Source organism: Mesorhizobium sp. BR1-1-3, assembly GCF_020165455.1.
Classification (GTDB): domain Bacteria; phylum Pseudomonadota; class Alphaproteobacteria; order Rhizobiales; family Rhizobiaceae; genus Mesorhizobium; species Mesorhizobium ciceri.
Map to the genome: position 1 here is coordinate 351,329 of NZ_JAIUIC010000001.1, position 17,514 is coordinate 368,842.

Annotated in this window: 20 protein-coding genes; 16 read left to right on the plus strand and 4 right to left on the minus strand. The window is 61.8% G+C overall.

Going from position 1 to position 17,514, the window contains the following annotated elements; translation table 11 throughout:
* Positions 1 to 16: 16 nt before the first annotated feature.
* Together LB559_RS01715 and LB559_RS01720 are read right to left on the minus strand one after the other, a co-directional pair.
* Complete coding sequence (locus LB559_RS01715) at positions 17 to 217, minus strand: hypothetical protein (protein ID WP_013532050.1); 201 nt, start codon at positions 215 to 217, stop codon at positions 17 to 19.
* Between the two features lie 201 nt (positions 218 to 418).
* The gene (locus LB559_RS01720; RefSeq protein ID WP_063172003.1) at positions 419 to 1,357 is read right to left on the minus strand and encodes a LysR family transcriptional regulator; all 939 of its coding nucleotides are present in this window, start codon (positions 1,355 to 1,357) and stop codon (positions 419 to 421) included.
* A 123-nt stretch (positions 1,358 to 1,480) separates the two neighbouring features.
* Here LB559_RS01720 and LB559_RS01725 point away from each other — a divergent pair, with 123 nt between their 5' ends.
* Genes LB559_RS01725 through gph form a run of 10 tightly spaced genes read left to right on the plus strand, consistent with a single transcriptional unit; the run spans position 1,481 to position 11,458 of the window.
* Positions 1,481 to 2,527, plus strand: coding sequence for a class 1 fructose-bisphosphatase (locus LB559_RS01725; RefSeq protein ID WP_013532052.1), 1,047 nt, complete (start codon positions 1,481 to 1,483; stop codon positions 2,525 to 2,527).
* 8 nt (positions 2,528 to 2,535) lie between these two features.
* A complete protein-coding gene (locus LB559_RS01730) occupies positions 2,536 to 3,408 on the plus strand; it encodes a phosphoribulokinase (protein WP_013532053.1) in 873 nt (290 codons plus the stop codon).
* Between the two features lie 10 nt (positions 3,409 to 3,418).
* Positions 3,419 to 5,431 carry a transketolase gene (gene tkt, locus LB559_RS01735; protein WP_224672916.1) on the plus strand — a complete coding sequence of 671 codons (2,013 nt, stop codon included), beginning with the start codon at positions 3,419 to 3,421 and terminating at the stop codon, positions 5,429 to 5,431.
* Between the two features lie 11 nt (positions 5,432 to 5,442).
* The gene (gene fba / locus LB559_RS01740; RefSeq protein ID WP_224672917.1) at positions 5,443 to 6,522 is read left to right on the plus strand and encodes a class II fructose-bisphosphate aldolase; all 1,080 of its coding nucleotides are present in this window, start codon (positions 5,443 to 5,445) and stop codon (positions 6,520 to 6,522) included.
* A 21-nt stretch (positions 6,523 to 6,543) separates the two neighbouring features.
* On the plus strand, positions 6,544 to 8,037 hold the full coding sequence (locus LB559_RS01745) for a ribulose-bisphosphate carboxylase large subunit (protein WP_013532056.1): 1,494 nt from the start codon (positions 6,544 to 6,546) through the stop codon (positions 8,035 to 8,037).
* An 18-nt stretch (positions 8,038 to 8,055) separates the two neighbouring features.
* The gene (locus LB559_RS01750; RefSeq protein WP_013532057.1) at positions 8,056 to 8,490 is read left to right on the plus strand and encodes a ribulose bisphosphate carboxylase small subunit; all 435 of its coding nucleotides are present in this window, start codon (positions 8,056 to 8,058) and stop codon (positions 8,488 to 8,490) included.
* 7 nt (positions 8,491 to 8,497) lie between these two features.
* Complete coding sequence (gene cbbX / locus LB559_RS01755) at positions 8,498 to 9,436, plus strand: CbbX protein (protein ID WP_013532058.1); 939 nt, start codon at positions 8,498 to 8,500, stop codon at positions 9,434 to 9,436.
* Between the two features lie 58 nt (positions 9,437 to 9,494).
* Entirely contained in the window at positions 9,495 to 10,181 is a 687-nt protein-coding gene (gene rpe / locus LB559_RS01760; RefSeq protein WP_224672918.1) for a ribulose-phosphate 3-epimerase, read from the plus strand.
* A gap of 21 nt (positions 10,182 to 10,202) precedes the next feature.
* Positions 10,203 to 10,760 carry a thioredoxin family protein gene (locus tag LB559_RS01765; protein WP_027162618.1) on the plus strand — a complete coding sequence of 186 codons (558 nt, stop codon included), beginning with the start codon at positions 10,203 to 10,205 and terminating at the stop codon, positions 10,758 to 10,760.
* Positions 10,757 to 11,458, plus strand: a complete 702-nt coding sequence (gene gph, locus LB559_RS01770) for a phosphoglycolate phosphatase (protein WP_013532061.1) — start codon at positions 10,757 to 10,759, stop codon at positions 11,456 to 11,458. Before LB559_RS01765 ends, gph begins: the two co-directional genes overlap by 4 nt.
* Positions 11,459 to 11,500: 42 nt before the next feature.
* On the opposite strand, the gene LB559_RS01775 is transcribed toward gph, so the two are convergent.
* Positions 11,501 to 11,881 carry a c-type cytochrome gene (locus LB559_RS01775; protein WP_024504374.1) on the minus strand — a complete coding sequence of 127 codons (381 nt, stop codon included), beginning with the start codon at positions 11,879 to 11,881 and terminating at the stop codon, positions 11,501 to 11,503.
* Between the two features lie 363 nt (positions 11,882 to 12,244).
* On the opposite strand from LB559_RS01775, the gene LB559_RS01780 reads away from it, so the two are divergent.
* The 6 genes from LB559_RS01780 (at position 12,245) to LB559_RS01805 (ending at position 16,983) form a co-directional block, all read left to right on the plus strand.
* Positions 12,245 to 12,454 (plus strand): hypothetical protein, encoded by a 210-nt coding sequence (locus LB559_RS01780; RefSeq protein ID WP_013532063.1) that lies wholly within the window; start codon positions 12,245 to 12,247, stop codon positions 12,452 to 12,454.
* Positions 12,455 to 12,487: 33 nt separating this feature from the next.
* Positions 12,488 to 13,474, plus strand: coding sequence for an ABC transporter substrate-binding protein (locus LB559_RS01785; protein ID WP_024504373.1), 987 nt, complete (start codon positions 12,488 to 12,490; stop codon positions 13,472 to 13,474).
* Positions 13,471 to 14,295: an ABC transporter permease gene (locus LB559_RS01790; protein WP_027162619.1), complete on the plus strand. Its 825-nt coding sequence runs from the start codon at positions 13,471 to 13,473 to the stop codon at positions 14,293 to 14,295. The genes LB559_RS01785 and LB559_RS01790 overlap by 4 nt, the downstream gene beginning before the upstream one ends.
* On the plus strand, positions 14,264 to 15,004 hold the full coding sequence (locus tag LB559_RS01795) for an ABC transporter ATP-binding protein (RefSeq protein WP_013532066.1): 741 nt from the start codon (positions 14,264 to 14,266) through the stop codon (positions 15,002 to 15,004). Before LB559_RS01790 ends, LB559_RS01795 begins: the two co-directional genes overlap by 32 nt.
* Before the next feature lie 34 nt (positions 15,005 to 15,038).
* A complete protein-coding gene (locus tag LB559_RS01800; protein ID WP_224672919.1) occupies positions 15,039 to 16,001 on the plus strand; it encodes a quinoprotein relay system zinc metallohydrolase 2 in 963 nt (320 codons plus the stop codon).
* A gap of 118 nt (positions 16,002 to 16,119) precedes the next feature.
* Positions 16,120 to 16,983, plus strand: coding sequence for a quinoprotein dehydrogenase-associated SoxYZ-like carrier (locus LB559_RS01805; protein ID WP_063171999.1), 864 nt, complete (start codon positions 16,120 to 16,122; stop codon positions 16,981 to 16,983).
* Between the two features lie 124 nt (positions 16,984 to 17,107).
* Here LB559_RS01805 and LB559_RS01810 read toward each other — a convergent pair whose 3' ends face one another.
* Positions 17,108 to 17,461 carry a hypothetical protein gene (locus LB559_RS01810; protein ID WP_013532069.1) on the minus strand — a complete coding sequence of 118 codons (354 nt, stop codon included), beginning with the start codon at positions 17,459 to 17,461 and terminating at the stop codon, positions 17,108 to 17,110.
* Between the last annotated feature and the right edge of the window lie 53 nt (positions 17,462 to 17,514).

The window sequence follows — 17,514 nt, forward strand, 5'->3', positions numbered from 1 at the left end:
ACCTTGGCCGCCTGTCTCACGACTCTCTTCCGGGGAGCACACGCCAGCGCTGCACGAAATAACCGGGATGCGTCTCGATCCACCTTGCCACCAGCGGCTGCGCCTGCATGAAGGCAGTCCCGGGATTCATCGCCAGACCGTCTACCATTTCCTCGCGTTGTTCGCAGGTCCGCGGTCCATCCGTCAGGCAGACCATCATAACGAGTGTGTAAAGCATTACCCCTTTTCCCCATCGAATTCCCGAACCCATACTTGGGAGAGTTCCGAACAGTCTGCAGGGGTTACACATACAGATCGCTTACGGTGTGAAAGGACGTGGCCCCCGCTCTTTCGCACTGCAACATAACATATCGCTTATATAATACCAACGAGCGCGGGCGTTCTCCACCGGACTTTCATCCGTTGCGCTCGTGCAGTGTCATCCAGCCTTGTCTGGATACAGCTTTCCGAAAAGGGGCAGGTACATTGCGCCCTTGCGCATCAGGAAATCGTTGAATGTGGCCATCGCCGGCGAGATTGCGTGATCGGTTCGCATCACCGAGAACCATTGTCGGCGGATCGGCATGCCGACAACGTCGAGGATGACAAGCCGGCCTGCCTCGGTTTCCGCAGCGATGGTGTGAGCAGAGATGAAGGCGATGCCCAGACCAGCCATCACCGCCTGCTTGATCGTTTCGTTCGAGGCCATCTCGACACCGAGGTCGTCGATGCGCCCAGGCACGTCGCTCAGGAATATTTCCAACGAGATACGGGTTCCGGAGCCGGGCTCGCGAATAAGGAAATGCTCCTCGGCAATCCGCTCCTTGGAGATATCGCGCGCCGCCACCAAGGGATGGTCGGGCGGCGCGATGATGACCAGCGGGTGATCACCGAAGACCGAAGCACGCACCGGAACCTCTTTCGCCGGACGCCCCATCAGCGCGATATCGATGTCGTGGTTCCTGAGGTTGTCGATCGTCTGGGCACGATTGCCGATGGCAAGCCGCATGTCGATGTCGGGATGGTCCTTCATGAACGCAGCCATCAGCCGCGGCGCGAAATATTTGGCTGTGGAGACGACGCCGAGCCTCAAGCTGCCGGTGCGTACGCCCTTGATGGCATCCATCTTGTCTTCGAGCAAACCGAGATGCTCCTCGATAGCCTGCGCTGTCTCGACGAAAGCCAGACCTGCGGCAGTGGGACGCATGCCGTCCGACGTTCGGTCGAACAGAGCCAGCTGGAATTCTTCCTCCACTTGTCGCAGTTGGATTGTGAGCGCTGGAGGAGACAGGCCTAACATCTTGGCTGCGCTGACAATTTTGCCGCACTTGATGATTGCCTGGACGGTCTTGAAATGCTTGAGCGTGAGATTTCTCATGTCGCATACTAAATTATTTTTACTGACTAGGTAAAGTTATTGAATTTTACTTATCGTGCGACGTTTGTTTCCATTCCTCCAGTCCAGCCGCTCCGAGGAGATGCGGCGGGAGGGGAGGTTACGATGCCAGCGGCAACGCTCGACGCTTTTCTGAACTCCTATCTCGGCCAGCCAGACGAATTCCGCTCGGCCGTTGTGACGACCGTTCGTCAGTTGACACAGGCCGCCATCAAGGTCCGCAACACCATCAACCAAGGGGTGCTCGGCGCCGCCTTTGCCGAGACCCGTGGCGCCAATGCCGACGGCGACGTCCAGAAGGATCTCGACGTCTTCTCCGACGACATCTTCCTCGACGCCATGCGCCGTGCGCCGGTGGCGCTTTACGCCTCCGAGGAGCTGGAGCAGCCAGTCCTGCTCGACAGGCAAGCGCCACTCGCCATTGCGATCGACCCGCTCGACGGCTCTTCCAACATCGACACCAACGTGTCGATCGGAACGATCTTCTCGCTCCTGACCGCAACTGGCGCGCCGGACGCTGATCCGGCTGCCTCTTTCTTGCAGGCGGGCGTGAACCAGCTAGGCGCCGGTTTCTTCATCTATGGGCCGCAGCTGGCACTCGTCCTGTCGCTCGGCAGCGGCACGCATGTCTTCGTCTTCTCGACAAGGCTCGGCACCTTCGTCCAGGCCTATGAAAGCCGGATCATTCCGCAACGCACTCAGGAGTTCGCCATCAACGCCGCCAACTACCGGCACTGGGACGAGGCTGTGCGGCTCTATGTCGACGACTGCCTGGAGGGCACCGAAGGACCGCGCGAGAAGGATTTCAACATGCGCTGGATCGCCTCTCTGGTCGCCGACTGTTACCGCATATTGATGCGCGGCGGCGTTTTTCTCTACCCCGGCGATCGGCGCAAGGGCTATGGTCAGGGACGGCTGCGCCTCGTCTACGAGGCCAACCCGATCGCCTATCTCATAGAGCAGGCTGGTGGTGCCGCCACCGACGCGATCACCCGCATCCTGGAAATCGAGCCCGAGAGCCTGCATCAGCGCGTGCCGATGATCTTCGGGTCGGCGCGGGAAGTCGCGCGCATCACGCGCTACCACACAGAGCCGAGCAACATCGGTGAGCGTGCGCCGCTGTTCAGCCGCCGCGGCCTGTTCAGAGCCTGAGCTGCACCATGTCAGCCAAGCACCCCATCATCACCATCACCGGGTCGTCGGGCGCCGGCACGACCTCGGTCAAGCGCATCTTCGAGCTGATTTTCCGGCGCGAGAACATCGAGGCCGCTTTCATCGAAGGCGACGCATTTCACCGCTACGACCGCGCGGCGATGAAGGCAAAGGTGGCCGAGGAGGAAAAGGCCGGCAACCCGAACTTCACCCATTTCAATGCCGCGGCCAACGAACTCGGAATTCTCGAAGAGGTGTTCGCGGAATATGGCCGCCGCGGAACCGGCAAGACCCGCACCTACATTCATGATGAGGAAGAGGAAAAGCAGCACGGCACGCCACCGGGAACCTTTACCGAATGGCGCGAATTCGCTCCCAGCGACCTGCTCTTCTACGAGGGGCTGCACGGCTGTGTCGTCACCGACACGATCAATCTGGCCAAGCATGCGGATCTCAAGATCGGCGTCGTGCCGGTCATCAATCTCGAATGGATCCAGAAGATCCATCGCGACCGTTCGACACGCGGCTATTCCACCGAGGCGGTGATGGACGTGATCCTGCGCCGGATGCCCGACTATGTCCGCTACATTGTCCCGCAATTCTCGCAGACCGCCATCAACTTCCAGCGCGTGCCGATCGTCGATACGTCCAACCCGTTCATCGCGCGCTGGATTCCGACACCCGACGAATCGATGCTGGTTATCCGCTTCGCCAATCCGCGCGGCATCGATTTTCCGTATCTGCTGTCGATGATCCACGACTCGTTCATGTCGCGGCCAAATTCCATCGTGGTGCCAGGCAACAAGCTCGATCTTGCCATGCAGCTGATCCTGACGCCGCTCATCCTGCAATTGGTTGAACGCAAGAGCCGTGTGTCGTGAGGAGGATGCAATGACCAGCCAAACAGCACTGAAGCCCGTCACCACAACCGCTCCCGTCTCGGAGCGCGACATGGCGAACGCCATTCGCGCGCTGGCGATGGACAGCGTCCAAAAGGCGAATTCGGGTCATCCCGGCATGCCGATGGGCATGGCCGATGTCGCAACGGTGCTGTTCAACCGCTTCATCAATATCGATCCGTCGAGACCGGACTGGCCCGACCGTGACCGTTTCGTGCTTTCAGCCGGCCACGGCTCGATGCTGCAATACGCGCTGCATCATCTGCTCGGCTACGAAGACATGCAGGTCGAGGAATTGCAGCGATTTCGGCAGCTGGGCAGCCGCACCGCCGGACATCCGGAATACGGCCATGCGCTTGGCGTGGAGACCACCACCGGACCGCTTGGACAGGGCATTTCCACGGCGGTCGGCATGGCGCTGGCGGAACGCATGCTTGCCGCCCGCTACGGTGCCGATCTGGTCGATCATCATACCTATGTGATTGCGGGCGACGGCTGCCTTCAGGAGGGAATCAGTCACGAGGCGATAGACCTCGCTGGTCACCTGAAGCTTTCCCGCCTGATCGTCTTCTGGGACGACAATGCGATTTCCATTGACGGGCCGACCTCCCTCTCCACGTCGATGGACCAGCCGGCGCGCTTCAAGGCCGCCGGCTGGGATGTCCAAAGTGTCGCCGGGCACGACATGGCAGCAGTCGCCGCGGCAATCGAGGCGGCGCGGCGGTCGGATCGGCCATCGCTGATTGCCTGCCGCACAGTGATCGGTATGGGTGCCCCCAATCTCGGCGGTTCGGAAAAGACGCACGGCGCACCGCTGGGTGAAGCAGAGATCGCCGCGACACGCGAAAACATCGGCTGGGCCCACGCGCCGTTCGAGGTGCCGGATGATATCCTTTTCGCCTGGCGCGAGATTGCCGGTCGCGGCGAAGCGATGCGGCGCGCCTGGGAGCAGCGGCTTGCCGCCTCGCCGCGACGCGAGGCTTTTGAAAACGCCGTCGCCGCCGAACTGGCCGACACGGTCTTCGACGCGCTCGAAGCCTTTCGTCGCGAAAATGTCGAGAAGGCAACCAAGGTGGCGACGCGAAAAGCCTCCGAAATGGCGCTGGAGGCCATCAACGGCGCAACGGAATTGACCGTCGGCGGCTCGGCCGATCTGACGCACTCGAATCTGACGATCACCAAGGGCATGAACCGCATTGCGCCGAGTGACTATGCCGGCCGCTACATTCACTACGGCATTCGTGAGCACGGCATGGCGGCCGCCATGAACGGCATCGCGCTGCATGGAGGTTTCGTGCCCTATGGCGGTACGTTCCTGTGCTTCGCCGATTATGCGCGCGGCGCGATGCGGCTCTCGGCGCTCATGGGCCAGCGCGTCATCTATGTGATGACACACGATTCCATCGGTCTCGGCGAGGACGGCCCGACGCACCAGCCGGTCGAGCACCTTGCGATGCTGCGTGCGACGCCTAATCTCAACGTCTTCCGTCCGGCGGATGTCATCGAAACGGCGGAGTGCTGGGAACTCGCGCTGAAGAGCAAGGATCGGCCGAGCGTCCTGGTGCTGTCGCGCCAGAACCTGCCGATGCTGCGTCGGTCGCACAGTGACGAGAACCGCTCCCGCCAAGGTGCCTACGTCCTGCGCGAACCAGCCGAGCACCGTGCCGTCACCCTGATCGCCACCGGCTCGGAGGTCGAGATCGCGGTTGCTGCCGCCGAAAGGCTGGAGACCGAGCATGGTGTCGCCGCCGCCGTCGTGTCGATGCCGTGCTGGGAGCTTTTCGAGGAGCAGGAAAGCGCCACCCGCAAGGCCGTCCTCGGCTCGGCGCCGCGCGTCGCGGTCGAAGCGGCAGCCCGGCTGGGCTGGGACCGCTGGATCGGCGAGACCGGCGCTTTCGTCGGCATGACCGGCTTCGGCGCCAGCGCCCCTGCCCCCGACCTCTACCGGCATTTCAACATAACGTCCGAAGCGGTTGCTGCAGCGGCGCTGAAGCTCATCATCTAGGAGGATTCACAATGGCTCGCATCACCCTTCGCCAGCTTCTCGACCATGCCGCCGAGCACGGCTACGGCGTACCGGCATTCAACATCAACAACATGGAACAGGGCCTCGCCATCATGGAAGCGGCCAAGGCCTGCGACGCGCCTGTCATCATCCAGGCTTCGCGTGGCGCCCGGTCCTATGCCAACGACATCATGCTGGCCAAGATGATGGAGGCGCTGACCGAAATCCACCCAACCATCCCGCTATGCATCCATCAAGACCACGGCAACAGCGAGGCCACCTGCCTTTCCGCGATCCGCCACGGCTTCACCTCGGTGATGATGGACGGATCCTTGATGACAGACGCCAAGACGCCGGCAAGCTACGACTACAACGTCGCCATAACCGAACGCGTCGCACGTATGGCGCATTGGGTCGGCGCTTCCGTCGAAGGCGAACTGGGCGTGCTCGGCTCGCTGGAAACCGGCCAAGGCGAGGCCGAGGATGGCCACGGCGCCGAGGGCGCGCTCTCCCACGACCAGCTCCTGACCGATCCCGATCAGGCGGTCGACTTCGTGACCGCAACCCAAGTCGACGCGCTGGCGATTGCCTGCGGCACCTCGCACGGTGCCTACAAATTCACCCGCAAGCCGGACGGCGACATCCTGGCCATGCAGGTGATCGAGGCGATCCACGAGAAGCTGCCCAACACGCATCTGGTCATGCACGGCTCTTCCTCTGTGCCGCAGGAGTTGCAGGACATCATCAACAGATACGGCGGCGAGATGCCCCAGACTTTTGGCGTCCCGGTCGAGGAGATCGAGCGCGGCATCCGCTACGGCGTGCGCAAGGTCAATATCGACACCGATTGCCGCATGGCCATGGCCGGGCAGTTCCGCCGCGTCGCGACGGAAGACCCGCGCGAGTTCGATCCCCGCAAATTCCTGAAGCCCGCCATGGATGCCTTGCGCGACCTTTGCCGGGACCGCTTCGAGCGTTTCGGCACGGCGTCCAACGCCTCGAAGATCAAGGTCATCGCCATGGACGAGATGGCGAAACGTTACGCCGCGGGAAAACTCGACCCCCAAATCGCAACCGCGAAAGCCGCCTGAGCAACAAACAGGAGACCTGTCATGAACAAGATCGACATACTGCCAGCGGGGACGCTCAAGGAAGGCAAGGAGCGCTACAAGTCAGGGGTCATCCCCTACAAGAAGATGGGCTACTGGGAGCCTGACTACAGGCCCAAGGAAACCGATCTGATCGCCATGTTCCGGATCACGCCGCAACCCGGTGTCGACCACGAGGAGGCGGCAGCCGCCATCGCCGGTGAATCCTCCACCGCGACGTGGACCGTGGTGTGGACCGACCGGCTGACAGCTTGCGAGCTCTATCGCGCCAAGGCGTTCAGATCCGAGCCGGTGCCGAACACCGGTCCCGGAACCAAGACCGAGCAACAGTACTTCGCCTACATCGCCTACGACCTCGACCTGTTCGAGCCGGGCTCGATCGCCAACCTGACCGCATCGATCATCGGCAATGTGTTCGGCTTCAAGGCAGTCAAGGCTTTGCGGCTGGAAGACATGCGTATCCCGGTGGCGTATCTCAAAACCTTCCAGGGGCCGGCGACCGGCATCGTGGTGGAGCGTGAGCGGCTCGACAAGTTCGGCCGGCCGCTGCTCGGCGCGACGACGAAGCCGAAGCTCGGCCTGTCGGGACGCAATTACGGGCGCGTCGTTTATGAAGCGCTGAAGGGCGGCCTCGACTTCGTCAAGGACGACGAGAACATCAACTCGCAGCCCTTCATGCATTGGCGCGACCGCTTCCTCTACTGCATGGAGGCCGTGAACAAGGCGTCGGCCGCCACCGGCGAGGTCAAGGGCCATTATCTCAACGTCACCGCCGGCACGATGGAGGAGATGTACGAGCGCGCCGAATTCGCCAAGCAACTTGGCTCCTGCATTGTGATGATCGATCTGGTCATCGGCTACACGGCGATCCAGTCGATGGCCAAGTGGGCACGCCGCAACGACATGATCCTGCACCTGCACCGTGCCGGCAACTCGACCTATTCGCGCCAGAAGAACCACGGCATGAATTTCCGCGTCATCTGCAAATGGATGCGCATGGCCGGCGTCGACCACATCCATGCCGGCACGGTGGTCGGCAAGCTGGAAGGCGACCCGCTCATGATCAAGGGATTTTATGACACGCTGCGCGAGGAGCGCACGCCGCAGAACCTCGAAACCGGGCTGTTCTTCGATCAGGAATGGGCCTCCCTCAACAAGGTGATGCCCGTTGCCTCGGGCGGCATCCATGCCGGCCAGATGCACCAGTTGATCCACTATCTCGGCGAGGACGTCATCCTGCAGTTCGGCGGCGGCACGATCGGCCATCCGGACGGTATCCAAGCAGGCGCGACGGCCAATCGCGTCGCCTTGGAAGCGATGATCCTGGCCCGCAACGAGGGGCGCGATTATTTGCGCGAAGGGACCAAGATCCTCGAACAGGCGGCCAGATGGTGCACGCCGCTGAAGGCTGCCCTGGAGACCTGGAAGGACGTCACCTTCAACTACGAATCGACCGACACGGCCGACTTCGTGCCAACCGCAACGCCCAGCTTCTAGACGAAAGGAACCGTCGTCATGATGACCAATCCGGGAAACAAGGTCACACAGGGGCAGTTCTCGTTCCTGCCCGACCTGACCGACGAGCAGATTTCGGCGCAGATCAAATACGCGCTGAAGAACCATTGGGCGGTCAGCGTCGAGTACACGGACGATCCGCATCCGCGAAACACCTATTGGGAAATGTACGGCAACCCGATGTTCGACTTGAAAGATCCGGCGGGCATACTGCTCGAGGTCAATGCTTGCCGGAAAGCCTGTCCGAACATGTATGTGCGGGTAACCGCCTTCGATTCGACCAAGGGCTGGGAAGCGCCGCGCATGTCGTTCATTGTCAACCGGCCGCCCAGCGAACCCGGGTTCCGGCTGCTGCGCCAGGAGCGTGACGGCCGCAGCCAGGGTTATTCGATCGTGCCTTATGCGACCGACAGGCCCGAGGGCGAGCGGAGCTAGCCGAACCATGCTGAACGCGATGACAAAGGACGCTGCCGCACAGGACGCGACGGTTGATCTGCAGGCCGAGTTCGAGGCGTCCAACATCGACGAGGTGATGGACAAGCTCGACCGAGAACTCGTTGGCCTGAAGCCGGTCAAGACCCGCATCCGCGAGATCGCCGCCCTCCTCCTGGTCGACCGGCTTCGCCGCAGGTTCGGACTGACATCGGGCGCGCCGACGCTGCACATGAACTTTACCGGAAATCCCGGCACCGGAAAGACCACCGTAGCGCTGAGGATGGCCGAAATCCTGCATCGTCTGGGTTATGTCCGCGAAGGCCACATGGTCGCCGTGACGCGGGACGATCTCGTCGGCCAGTATGTGGGTCACACCGCGCCCAAGACCCGCGAGGTCATCAAGCGTGCCATGGGGGGCGTGCTTTTCATCGACGAGGCCTACTATCTCTACAAGCCCGAGAACGAACGCGACTACGGCCAGGAATCGATCGAAATTTTGCTGCAGTGCATGGAGAACAACCGTGACGATCTGGTTGTGATCCTTGCCGGCTACAAGAACAAGATGGACCGCTTCTTCGACAGCAATCCCGGCATGCGTTCGCGCATCGCCCACCACCTCGACTTCCCCGACTATGGCGTCAGCGAACTGAAATCGATCGCCGAGATTATGCTCGCGGAGCAGAATTATCGCCTCAGCGAGGCGGCGTCCCAGGCGCTCGAAGAGTATCTTCCGATCCGCATGAGGCTGCCGCATTTCTCCAACGCGCGTTCGGTTCGCAATGGGCTCGACCGGGCGCGGCTGCGGCAGGCCAACCGGCTTTTCGCATCGCGCAGCCGGGTGTTGACCAAGGCCGATCTTATCACCATCGAGGAATCCGACATTCGCGGCAGCCGCGTGTTCGCGGAAGGGAAACTGGAAGGCGAACCGGAGACGAAGATGCGCTGACAGGACGAAGCGGCCGGCGCAGCGACCAACACCGCAGACAGAATTGGAGACGACGACCATGGTCACCGGGACAATCATCGCACCCTCCGTGCTTTCCGCGGATTTCTCGCGGCTCGGCGACGAGGTCGAAGCTGTCGTGCGGGCGGGTGCCGACTGGATCCATCTCGACGTGATGGACGGCCACTTCGTGCCCAACATCACCTTCGGTCCGCCGGTGATCAAGGCGATCCGCGACCGAACGGACAAAATCTTCGACTGCCATCTGATGATCGCGCCGGCCGACCCCTATCTGGCCGCCTTCGCCGACGCCGGTTGCGACATCATCACGGTGCATGCAGAGGCCGGGCCGCATCTCGATCGTTCCCTGCAGGCGATCAAAAATCTCGGCAAGAAGGCCGGCGTATCGCTGAATCCTTCGACGCCGGAGAGCGTCATCGAGTATGTGCTCGACAGGCTCGATCTGGTGCTTCTGATGACGGTCAATCCAGGCTTCGGCGGCCAGGCCTTCATTTCCGCGGTCATCGAGAAGATCAGGCGAATCAAGGCATTGGTTGGCCACCGCCCGATTGACATCGAAATCGATGGCGGCGTCACGGCCGAAACCGCCCCGCTGGTCGCCGCGGCCGGCGCTAATGTGCTGGTCGCCGGGTCGGCCGTGTTCAAGGGAGGCGCCGAGGCGGCCTACCGCACCAACATTGGAACCATCCGACAGGCGGCCGACGGCGCGATCCGGAAAGCCGCGTAAACCATTCCATCGGAGGCAAGCATGGCGGCCGTCCCCCCTGTCTGCGATTTCGGCTGGCGCGCGATCGATGCCGTTTTGCCCGGCGTCGACGGCAGGTCGCATTCGATCCTCAGCCAGGCCGGCCCGAACGGCCTGGTCGTGGCCTTCATCTGCAATCACTGCCCTTATGTGAAGGCGGTGATTTCACGTATCGTGCGCGATGCCAACGACCTCAAGGCCGAAGGTATCGGCTTCGTTGCGATCAACTCGAACGATGCCGACACCTACCCCGAGGATTCCTTCGACCAAATGAAGCTCTTCGCCACGACGAACGGCTTCAGCTTCCCCTACCTGCACGACCAGCGCCAAACTGTAGCGCGCGATTACGTGGCGGTGTGCACTCCCGATTTCTTCGGGTTCAACAGCGAGTTGGGATTGCAATATCGCGGTCGGCTGGACGCCTCGCGACGAGAAGCCGGAGCGCCCGGGCTGAGACGCGATCTGTTCGAGGCGATGAAGCAGGTTGCCCGAACCGGCGACGGGCCGCTGAACCAGGTCGCCTCGATCGGCTGCTCGATCAAGTGGAAGGATGACGCATGAACGTCGGCGCAGGTAGGCCGCTTCGATCGCCGAAGGCGATCCTGTTCGACCTCGACGGCACGCTGGTCGACTCGGCACCGGACATAGCGGCCGCCGTCAACGAATTGCTGGCCAGCCGCGATCTGCCGCCGCTGCGCCTGGACCGGGTCAAGGCCATGATCGGCGGCGGTGTCAGGAAACTGATCGAGCGAGCCTTCGCGGCATCGGGAGCGCCACTGCTCGGCAACGCTCTCGATGAGGCAAACCGCGTCATGGCGCCTATCTACCGCCGGCATCTGACCGGCCTGACAAGGCTGATGCCTGGCGTCAGGGAGGCCCTCACCCACTTTCATTTGGGCGGAGTAAGCATGGGGGTGGCAACCAACAAACCGCAGTTGGCGACCCGCGAAATCCTGCTTCATTTCGGATTGACGGAATATTTCGGTGCGATCGTCGGCGGAGACGCGGTGACATACCTGAAACCGGCGCCCGATGCCCTGCTGCTGGCGTTGGCACAGCTAGGCGTCGACCCGGGTGACGCGCTGCTGGTCGGAGACAGTGGCGCTGACCTGGGCGCCGCACGCGCCGCCGGCATGCCCGTCATCCTGCTGCGTGGCGGCTACAGCCACATTCCGGTGGAAGAGCTTGGCGCCGATCTTGTTTGCGACAGCCTTTTCGATCTGCCTTCGGCAATGCAGGGGCTGCAAGCCGATGCGTAGGCGAACGCCGGCCGAACGCAAGTTCGAACGGCCGGCGGCGCGCTATTTCGAGAATTGCTTCAGATAGGCGATGACATTGGCGATGTCTTCGTCCTGTTTGAGGCCGACAAACGCCATCTTTGTTCCTTTGACCATGGCCTTGGGATCGTGAAGGTAAGTCTTCAGCGTGGGTTCATCCCATTTGACGCCGGACTTGCCTGCCGCGACCATCGCCTGAGAATAGCTGAACCCCGGGTGCGTGCCGGCTGTTCGGCCGATGACGCCGTTCAACGACGGGCCGACCTTGTTCTTGTCCTGGTCGGCGACATGGCAGACCTTGCATTTGGCGAAGACCTTCTCACCCGCCGCCGCGTCCTGTGCCTGGGATTGGCTCGCGATGAAGGGCACAACGGACATGACTGCGAAAAATGCGATTGCGCGCATGGTATTTCCTCATTGATCGTCTGGGTGCCCTGGACGATTTGCGCATGCCGATCCTTTGATCCGTCGGCATGCGCCTTACGCGGTGGCGTGGAAATTCCGCTTCTCCCGTGGAGCCGCGCCGCGTCACCTGGAAGCTAATCGGCATGTTGTGAAAGTCAATCGTACAAAGGTTTAGAGGCCTGGGTTCTCAAGGATCCTGTCCATTCGTCTTTGTTGACGGCTATTGGGCGAGCGCGTAGCTTGACCTCATTCCGGTTTCTCCATTGGCACCTTGAGAAATCCGGCAAGTGGCGGTTTTGTCCTGGCTCCTGGTTGGGCTGGACTCGCCGAGATGGGCGTTTGGGAACGCGCAAGAGGTGCTGAATGGACATGGTCGATCTCATATTGACGGTTTGCCTCAGCGCCAATCCGAGCAATTGCCGAGACGAACATCTCTATTTCGAGAGCCGCGGCACCCTGTTCCAATGCATGTTCCTTGCCCCCAGCGAAATCGCGAAATGGTCTCAAGAACACCCGACCCTCAAGGTCATGCGCTGGAAATGCGCATTTCCGAGCAAGGAACGAGCCATCTGATTTGGCAGCGCGGAACCCTGGGGAGGAGGTGTCATGATGGTTTCACGGCGCATGACGTTGCGTCTGGCGGTTCTCGGGACAGCCGCTGTTCTTGCTACCAGGCCAGCCGTTGCGGCAGCCAGGATTCGCCTCGGTGTGCTGAAGTTTGGAACCGTGAGTTGGGAACTCGATACGCTACGGCAGCACAAGTTCGATGCCGCGAACGGGATCGATCTGGAGATCATCGACTTCGCCGGCGAGGATGCAACCAACGTCGCGATGCAGGCTGGCGCGATCGACATGATCGTCTCCGACTGGCTATGGGTCTCGCGCCAGCGCTCCGAAGGCGGCGACCTCACATTGTTCCCCTATTCCACCGCCGTGGGCGCGATCATGGTGAAGGAGGGTTCACCGATCCGGACGGTCGCCGATCTCAAGGACAAGAAGATCGGCGTCGCCGGCGGCCCGCTCGACAAGAGTTGGCTGCTGATACAAGCGCTGACCAGACGCGATCTCGGCGTCGACCTGTCGGCAACCAGCGACATCGTCTTTGGCGCGCCGCCACTGATTTCGGAAAAGGCGATACAGGGCGAACTCGATGCAGTGCTGAATTTCTGGCATTTTTGCGCCCGTCTCGAGGCCAATGGCTTCCGTCGATTGATCGGCGTGAATGACGCGGCAAAGACGCTTGGGGCTCTGGGACCCGTGTCGGCGCTCGGTTACGTCTTCCATGACCAATGGGCGAACGAGAACCCCGATGCCGTCAGGGGGTTCGTGAGAGCGTCCGCGCAAGCCAAGGACTTGCTGGCCAGATCCGATGACGAATGGCTGCGCCTGGCGCCGATCATTCGCGCGGAAGGCAAGGAACTGGAAAAACTGCGCGATCGCTATCGTCAGGGCATTCCCAGACGGTCGGTCGCCGAGGAAGCGGCTGACGCCGGCAGGCTATACCATGTGCTGGCGGCGATCGGCGGCGCGAAGCTGGTCGGCAGCGCGCCGGAGATGGCGCCCGGCACATTCTGGCAGGAACCCTGGAAATGACCGCATCGGAAACCGACGGCACGCGTGATGCCCCGCCGAGCATGTCCGGCCGACGCAGCCTGGCGACGGCACTGGCGCCCGCGCTGACGGTAGCGGTTTCCCTGCTCGGGCTTTGCCTGCTGTGGAACCTTGCGGCAGGCGTCTGGCCAAGCCGTGCCTTTCCAGGACCTGGGCAGGTCTGGCAGGTGCTTCTCAGGGAGGCTGCGAGCGGCGACCTCTTTTACCATCTCGGCGTGACCCTCGGCCGGGTCGCCGCGGCGTATATCGTCGCAATGATCATCGGATCCGTCATCGGCGTTTTGCTCGGCAGCTATCGTCGCGTCGACCGTTTTTTCAACCCGTGGGTGATCCTGTTCCTCAACATCCCGGCGCTGGTGGTCATCGTCCTCGGCTACATCTGGTTCGGCCTCAACGAGGCGGCGGCGATCGGCGCGGTGGCGGTGAACAAGATCCCGAATGTCGTGGTGACGATGCGTGAAGGCGCCAGGACGCTTGACCCAAGCTACGCCGAAATGGCCACCGTCTATCGCTTCGGCCGCCTTGATCGCATCCGCCATATCCTGCTGCCGCAACTGCAGCCCTATCTTGCCGCCGCGTCGCGATCCGGCATCGCCCTCATCTGGAAGATCGTCCTGGTCGTCGAACTGCTCGGCCGCTCGAACGGTGTCGGCTTCCAGATCCATCTCTATTTCCAGCTTTTCGATGTCGCCGCCATTCTTGCCTACACGCTGGCTTTCGTGGCGGTGATGCTTGTCATTGAACTTCTCCTGGTGCAGCCCGTTGAACGACATGCAACCCGTTGGCGCCGTCGTCCCGCTTAAGGTCGACATCGCCGAAAAGACCTTCAGGTCCGCGCGAGGCGTCTCGATCACGGCGCTTCAGGACCTTTCCTTCGAGGTCCGGCAAGGCGAATTCGCCTGCTTGCTTGGACCGTCGGGCTGCGGCAAGACCACGACGCTGCGTATTCTGCTTGGCTTGGACAAAGACTTTTCCGGCTCCTTCCAGTTGCCGCAAGGAGGTTCGAACCGCATCGCCGCCGTATTCCAGGAACCGACCCTGCTGCCGTGGCGAACGGTGGAGCAGAATGTCAGGCTGGCGTTGCCGAAAAGCTTGAGGGCGAAAAATCTCGACGGGCTGTTCGACACGCTCGGCCTCGCGGCCATGCGCTCGCTCTATCCTGCCGAACTGTCGCTCGGCCTTGCGCGCAGGGCAGCACTTGCCAGGGCTTTCGCCACGGAGCCGGCGGTGCTTTTCCTGGACGAACCCTTTGTCTCGCTCGACGAACAGACCGCCGAGCGGCTTCGGCATCTGCTTTTGACAGTGTGGTCGGCACGGCCCACGACCGCCTTGATGGTGACGCACAATCTACGCGAAGCACTGATGCTGTCGGACCGCATCATCGTGCTCGCGCCGCGGCCAACCCATGTGCTCGGCGTGTTCGACGTACGGTTGCCACGGCAACATCGCAATTCGCAGGTGATGAGCGACCTTCTGCGGTCGTTCCATCATAGATTTCCGGACGTCACCTGATCGCCTGCAGGCGAAATGCATATCGGAGGCCTTCATGTCGATCGATCGGCTAAGACGCAGGCTTGTGAGTGGCTTCGCCTGTACCGCCGCCAGCGCCGCCTTGCTGCCGTGCTGCCTCGGACGAGCCGCGGCTGGCAACCTGGGATTCTCGCTCAGGCAGATCGCCGACGGCGTCTTCGCCTTCCAGGGCACGGATGAATTGATGACCGCCGCCAACGACGGTGCGATCTGCAATCTGAGCGCCGTCGTCGGTACCGATGCGGTTGCCGTCATCGACAGCGGTGGCAGCCTGATCGAGGCGCACGCCTTTCTCGCCGCGATCGGAAAGGTAACCGCAAAGCCGGTTCGCTTCCTGGTCAACACCCACATGCACCCCGACCACATCTTCGGCAATGCGGCATTCAGGGAGATCGGCGCGACCATCGTCGGTCACCGCAATCTGCCGCGCGCCCTCGACGCGCGTGGCGTGTTCTATCTGCACAACTATCGCGAACAGCTTGGCGAGGCGCTGATGGAGGGGGTCGAGATCGTGTCGCCGACCAGGCTGGTCGACGATCACCTGCAACTCGACCTCGGCGGGCGCACGATCGAACTGCGGGCATGGAAGGCGGCGCACACCGACAACGACCTGACCGTATTCGATACCACGACCAGAACGCTCTTTGCCGGCGATCTGGTGTTCATGGGCTCCTTGCCGACGCTCGACGGATCACTGCTTGGATGGCTCCGCCAGATGGATGCACTCACCGCGATCGACGCCGCGCGCGTCGTTCCAGGTCATGGTCCTGTAACGGCCGACTGGCCACAGGCACTGGCGGGGGAGCGACGCTATTTCGAGGTTCTGGCGCGCGATATCCGCAAGGCGATCGCCGACGGAACGCCGCTGCGCGAAGCAGTCAAAACCGCAGGCGGAAGCGAACGGGACAATTGGCACCTGTTCGACGATTACAACGAGCGCAACGCAACGGCCGCATTTGCCGAACTCGAATGGGAATAGACGACGCCGACATGCGCCAGGCGGCCGCAAAGCACGGCGATTTGCCAAGGCGTCGCCAAAGGCTTATCCTCAACGCCAGCCTGGGCACCACCTCTCTTGCATTGGTGGAGGCATCGAAATGCAAAATCAAGCTTACTCGAGCCGGCAGCTCGCCTTGCCGCTCGCATCCGTTTTCGCCGCGATCATCTTGACCATCGGCACGTTGCTCGGCTCCTCGGGAGCCGCCAACGCACAGCAAACAACCGCGTCCTCGGATAGAATCTGGCATGACTTGAAGGGCGACGTGTTCGGCGATCGGGCAATTCTGGTCGATACCGGCGTCGTCAGGATCGAAGCACCGAAGCGGGCGCAGGATGCCGCCATCGTGCCCGTCGACATCTATCTCGATCCAGCCAAGGCGCCAGACGGCATCAAATCCGTTACCTTGATCATCGACGCGAACCCTGCACCGGTGGCGGCAACGTTCCAGCTCGGCAAGGATGCCGGCGTGACGCATCTGTCGACGCGCGTGCGCGTCAACGACTATTCCTATCTGCGTGCCATCGCTGAGACGCAGGGTGGTCAACTCCATATGGTACAGACCTTCGTCAAGGCGTCAGGTGGCTGCTCCGCCCCTGCGGTCAAGAACCAGGACGAGGCCAACGCGACAATGGGTCAGATGAAGCTGCGCCAGTTCCCGCCCAAAGAGACGATGACCAAGACCGAGGAACTGCAGTTGATGATCCGGCACCCTAACAATTCGGGGCTGCAGCGGGATCCGCTGACCCAATATTTCATACCGGCGCATTTTGTCCAGAAACTGTCGATCTCCCAAGCCGGCCGGCCGATCCTCTCCATGGAAGGTGGAATATCGATTTCGGAAGACCCCAACTTCCGATTCGATTTCACCGTGCACGGCAATGGCGAAATCCAGGTTGAAGCGATCGATACGGACGGCAAAACATTTCGCAATCAGTGGCCGCTCGAGACAGCGGGACTCTGAAGTCTCGATATCTTGCGCTGGACTGCCGGGTGCTTGCCACTTGATCCCGAAAATGGAGCTCGTTCGGGAAGATCACGCCCAGGCAGAGGACGGAGCTCCATCCGGCTTCCGGATGGAGCAGGCTCTAAAAGCAGCGCACGTCGGCTTCCGACTGCGCGCGCTTCAATTCGGTACGGGCTGCCTTCGCCGGTGCGCTTTCGCGAAACAGCGCCGCGCTTTCGCCTGTGGTCAAAGACATGCTCTTGAAAGTCTCGGCTCTCTCATAGTGGTCGTAGGGAAGGATCGAGGCGATGACGTCGATCGAGCAGGAACAGCTTTCCAGCGCCTGACGTGTCTGGCCGTTCGTCTGCATGCAGCCGAGCACGTAGTCGGCGATCGTTGCCGTCGGGTAATCACCCGCGGCGCCCGCGGGGTTTGCGAAGGCCAGCGGCGCGGCAAGGAGCAGCGGCAAAGTCGAAAATCCAACATATCTGATCACGGGAAAACCTCCGGTTAGCCTAGGCGCGATGCGCCCAGTCGGGATCACCGTGG

Bases quoted from the DNA above. Each gene is read 5' to 3' on its own strand.
- LB559_RS01715 (WP_013532050.1), bottom strand. From the start codon at position 217: ATGCTTTACACACTCGTTATGATGGTCTGCCTGACGGATGGACCGCGG.
- LB559_RS01720 (WP_063172003.1), bottom strand. From the start codon at position 1,357: ATGAGAAATCTCACGCTCAAGCATTTCAAGACCGTCCAGGCAATCATC.
- LB559_RS01725 (WP_013532052.1), top strand. From the start codon at position 1,481: ATGCCAGCGGCAACGCTCGACGCTTTTCTGAACTCCTATCTCGGCCAG.
- LB559_RS01730 (WP_013532053.1), top strand. From the start codon at position 2,536: ATGTCAGCCAAGCACCCCATCATCACCATCACCGGGTCGTCGGGCGCC.
- tkt (WP_224672916.1), top strand. From the start codon at position 3,419: ATGACCAGCCAAACAGCACTGAAGCCCGTCACCACAACCGCTCCCGTC.
- fba (WP_224672917.1), top strand. From the start codon at position 5,443: ATGGCTCGCATCACCCTTCGCCAGCTTCTCGACCATGCCGCCGAGCAC.
- LB559_RS01745 (WP_013532056.1), top strand. From the start codon at position 6,544: ATGAACAAGATCGACATACTGCCAGCGGGGACGCTCAAGGAAGGCAAG.
- LB559_RS01750 (WP_013532057.1), top strand. From the start codon at position 8,056: ATGATGACCAATCCGGGAAACAAGGTCACACAGGGGCAGTTCTCGTTC.
- cbbX (WP_013532058.1), top strand. From the start codon at position 8,498: ATGCTGAACGCGATGACAAAGGACGCTGCCGCACAGGACGCGACGGTT.
- rpe (WP_224672918.1), top strand. From the start codon at position 9,495: ATGGTCACCGGGACAATCATCGCACCCTCCGTGCTTTCCGCGGATTTC.
- LB559_RS01765 (WP_027162618.1), top strand. From the start codon at position 10,203: ATGGCGGCCGTCCCCCCTGTCTGCGATTTCGGCTGGCGCGCGATCGAT.
- gph (WP_013532061.1), top strand. From the start codon at position 10,757: ATGAACGTCGGCGCAGGTAGGCCGCTTCGATCGCCGAAGGCGATCCTG.
- LB559_RS01775 (WP_024504374.1), bottom strand. From the start codon at position 11,881: ATGCGCGCAATCGCATTTTTCGCAGTCATGTCCGTTGTGCCCTTCATC.
- LB559_RS01780 (WP_013532063.1), top strand. From the start codon at position 12,245: ATGGACATGGTCGATCTCATATTGACGGTTTGCCTCAGCGCCAATCCG.
- LB559_RS01785 (WP_024504373.1), top strand. From the start codon at position 12,488: ATGATGGTTTCACGGCGCATGACGTTGCGTCTGGCGGTTCTCGGGACA.
- LB559_RS01790 (WP_027162619.1), top strand. From the start codon at position 13,471: ATGACCGCATCGGAAACCGACGGCACGCGTGATGCCCCGCCGAGCATG.
- LB559_RS01795 (WP_013532066.1), top strand. From the start codon at position 14,264: ATGCAACCCGTTGGCGCCGTCGTCCCGCTTAAGGTCGACATCGCCGAA.
- LB559_RS01800 (WP_224672919.1), top strand. From the start codon at position 15,039: ATGTCGATCGATCGGCTAAGACGCAGGCTTGTGAGTGGCTTCGCCTGT.
- LB559_RS01805 (WP_063171999.1), top strand. From the start codon at position 16,120: ATGCAAAATCAAGCTTACTCGAGCCGGCAGCTCGCCTTGCCGCTCGCA.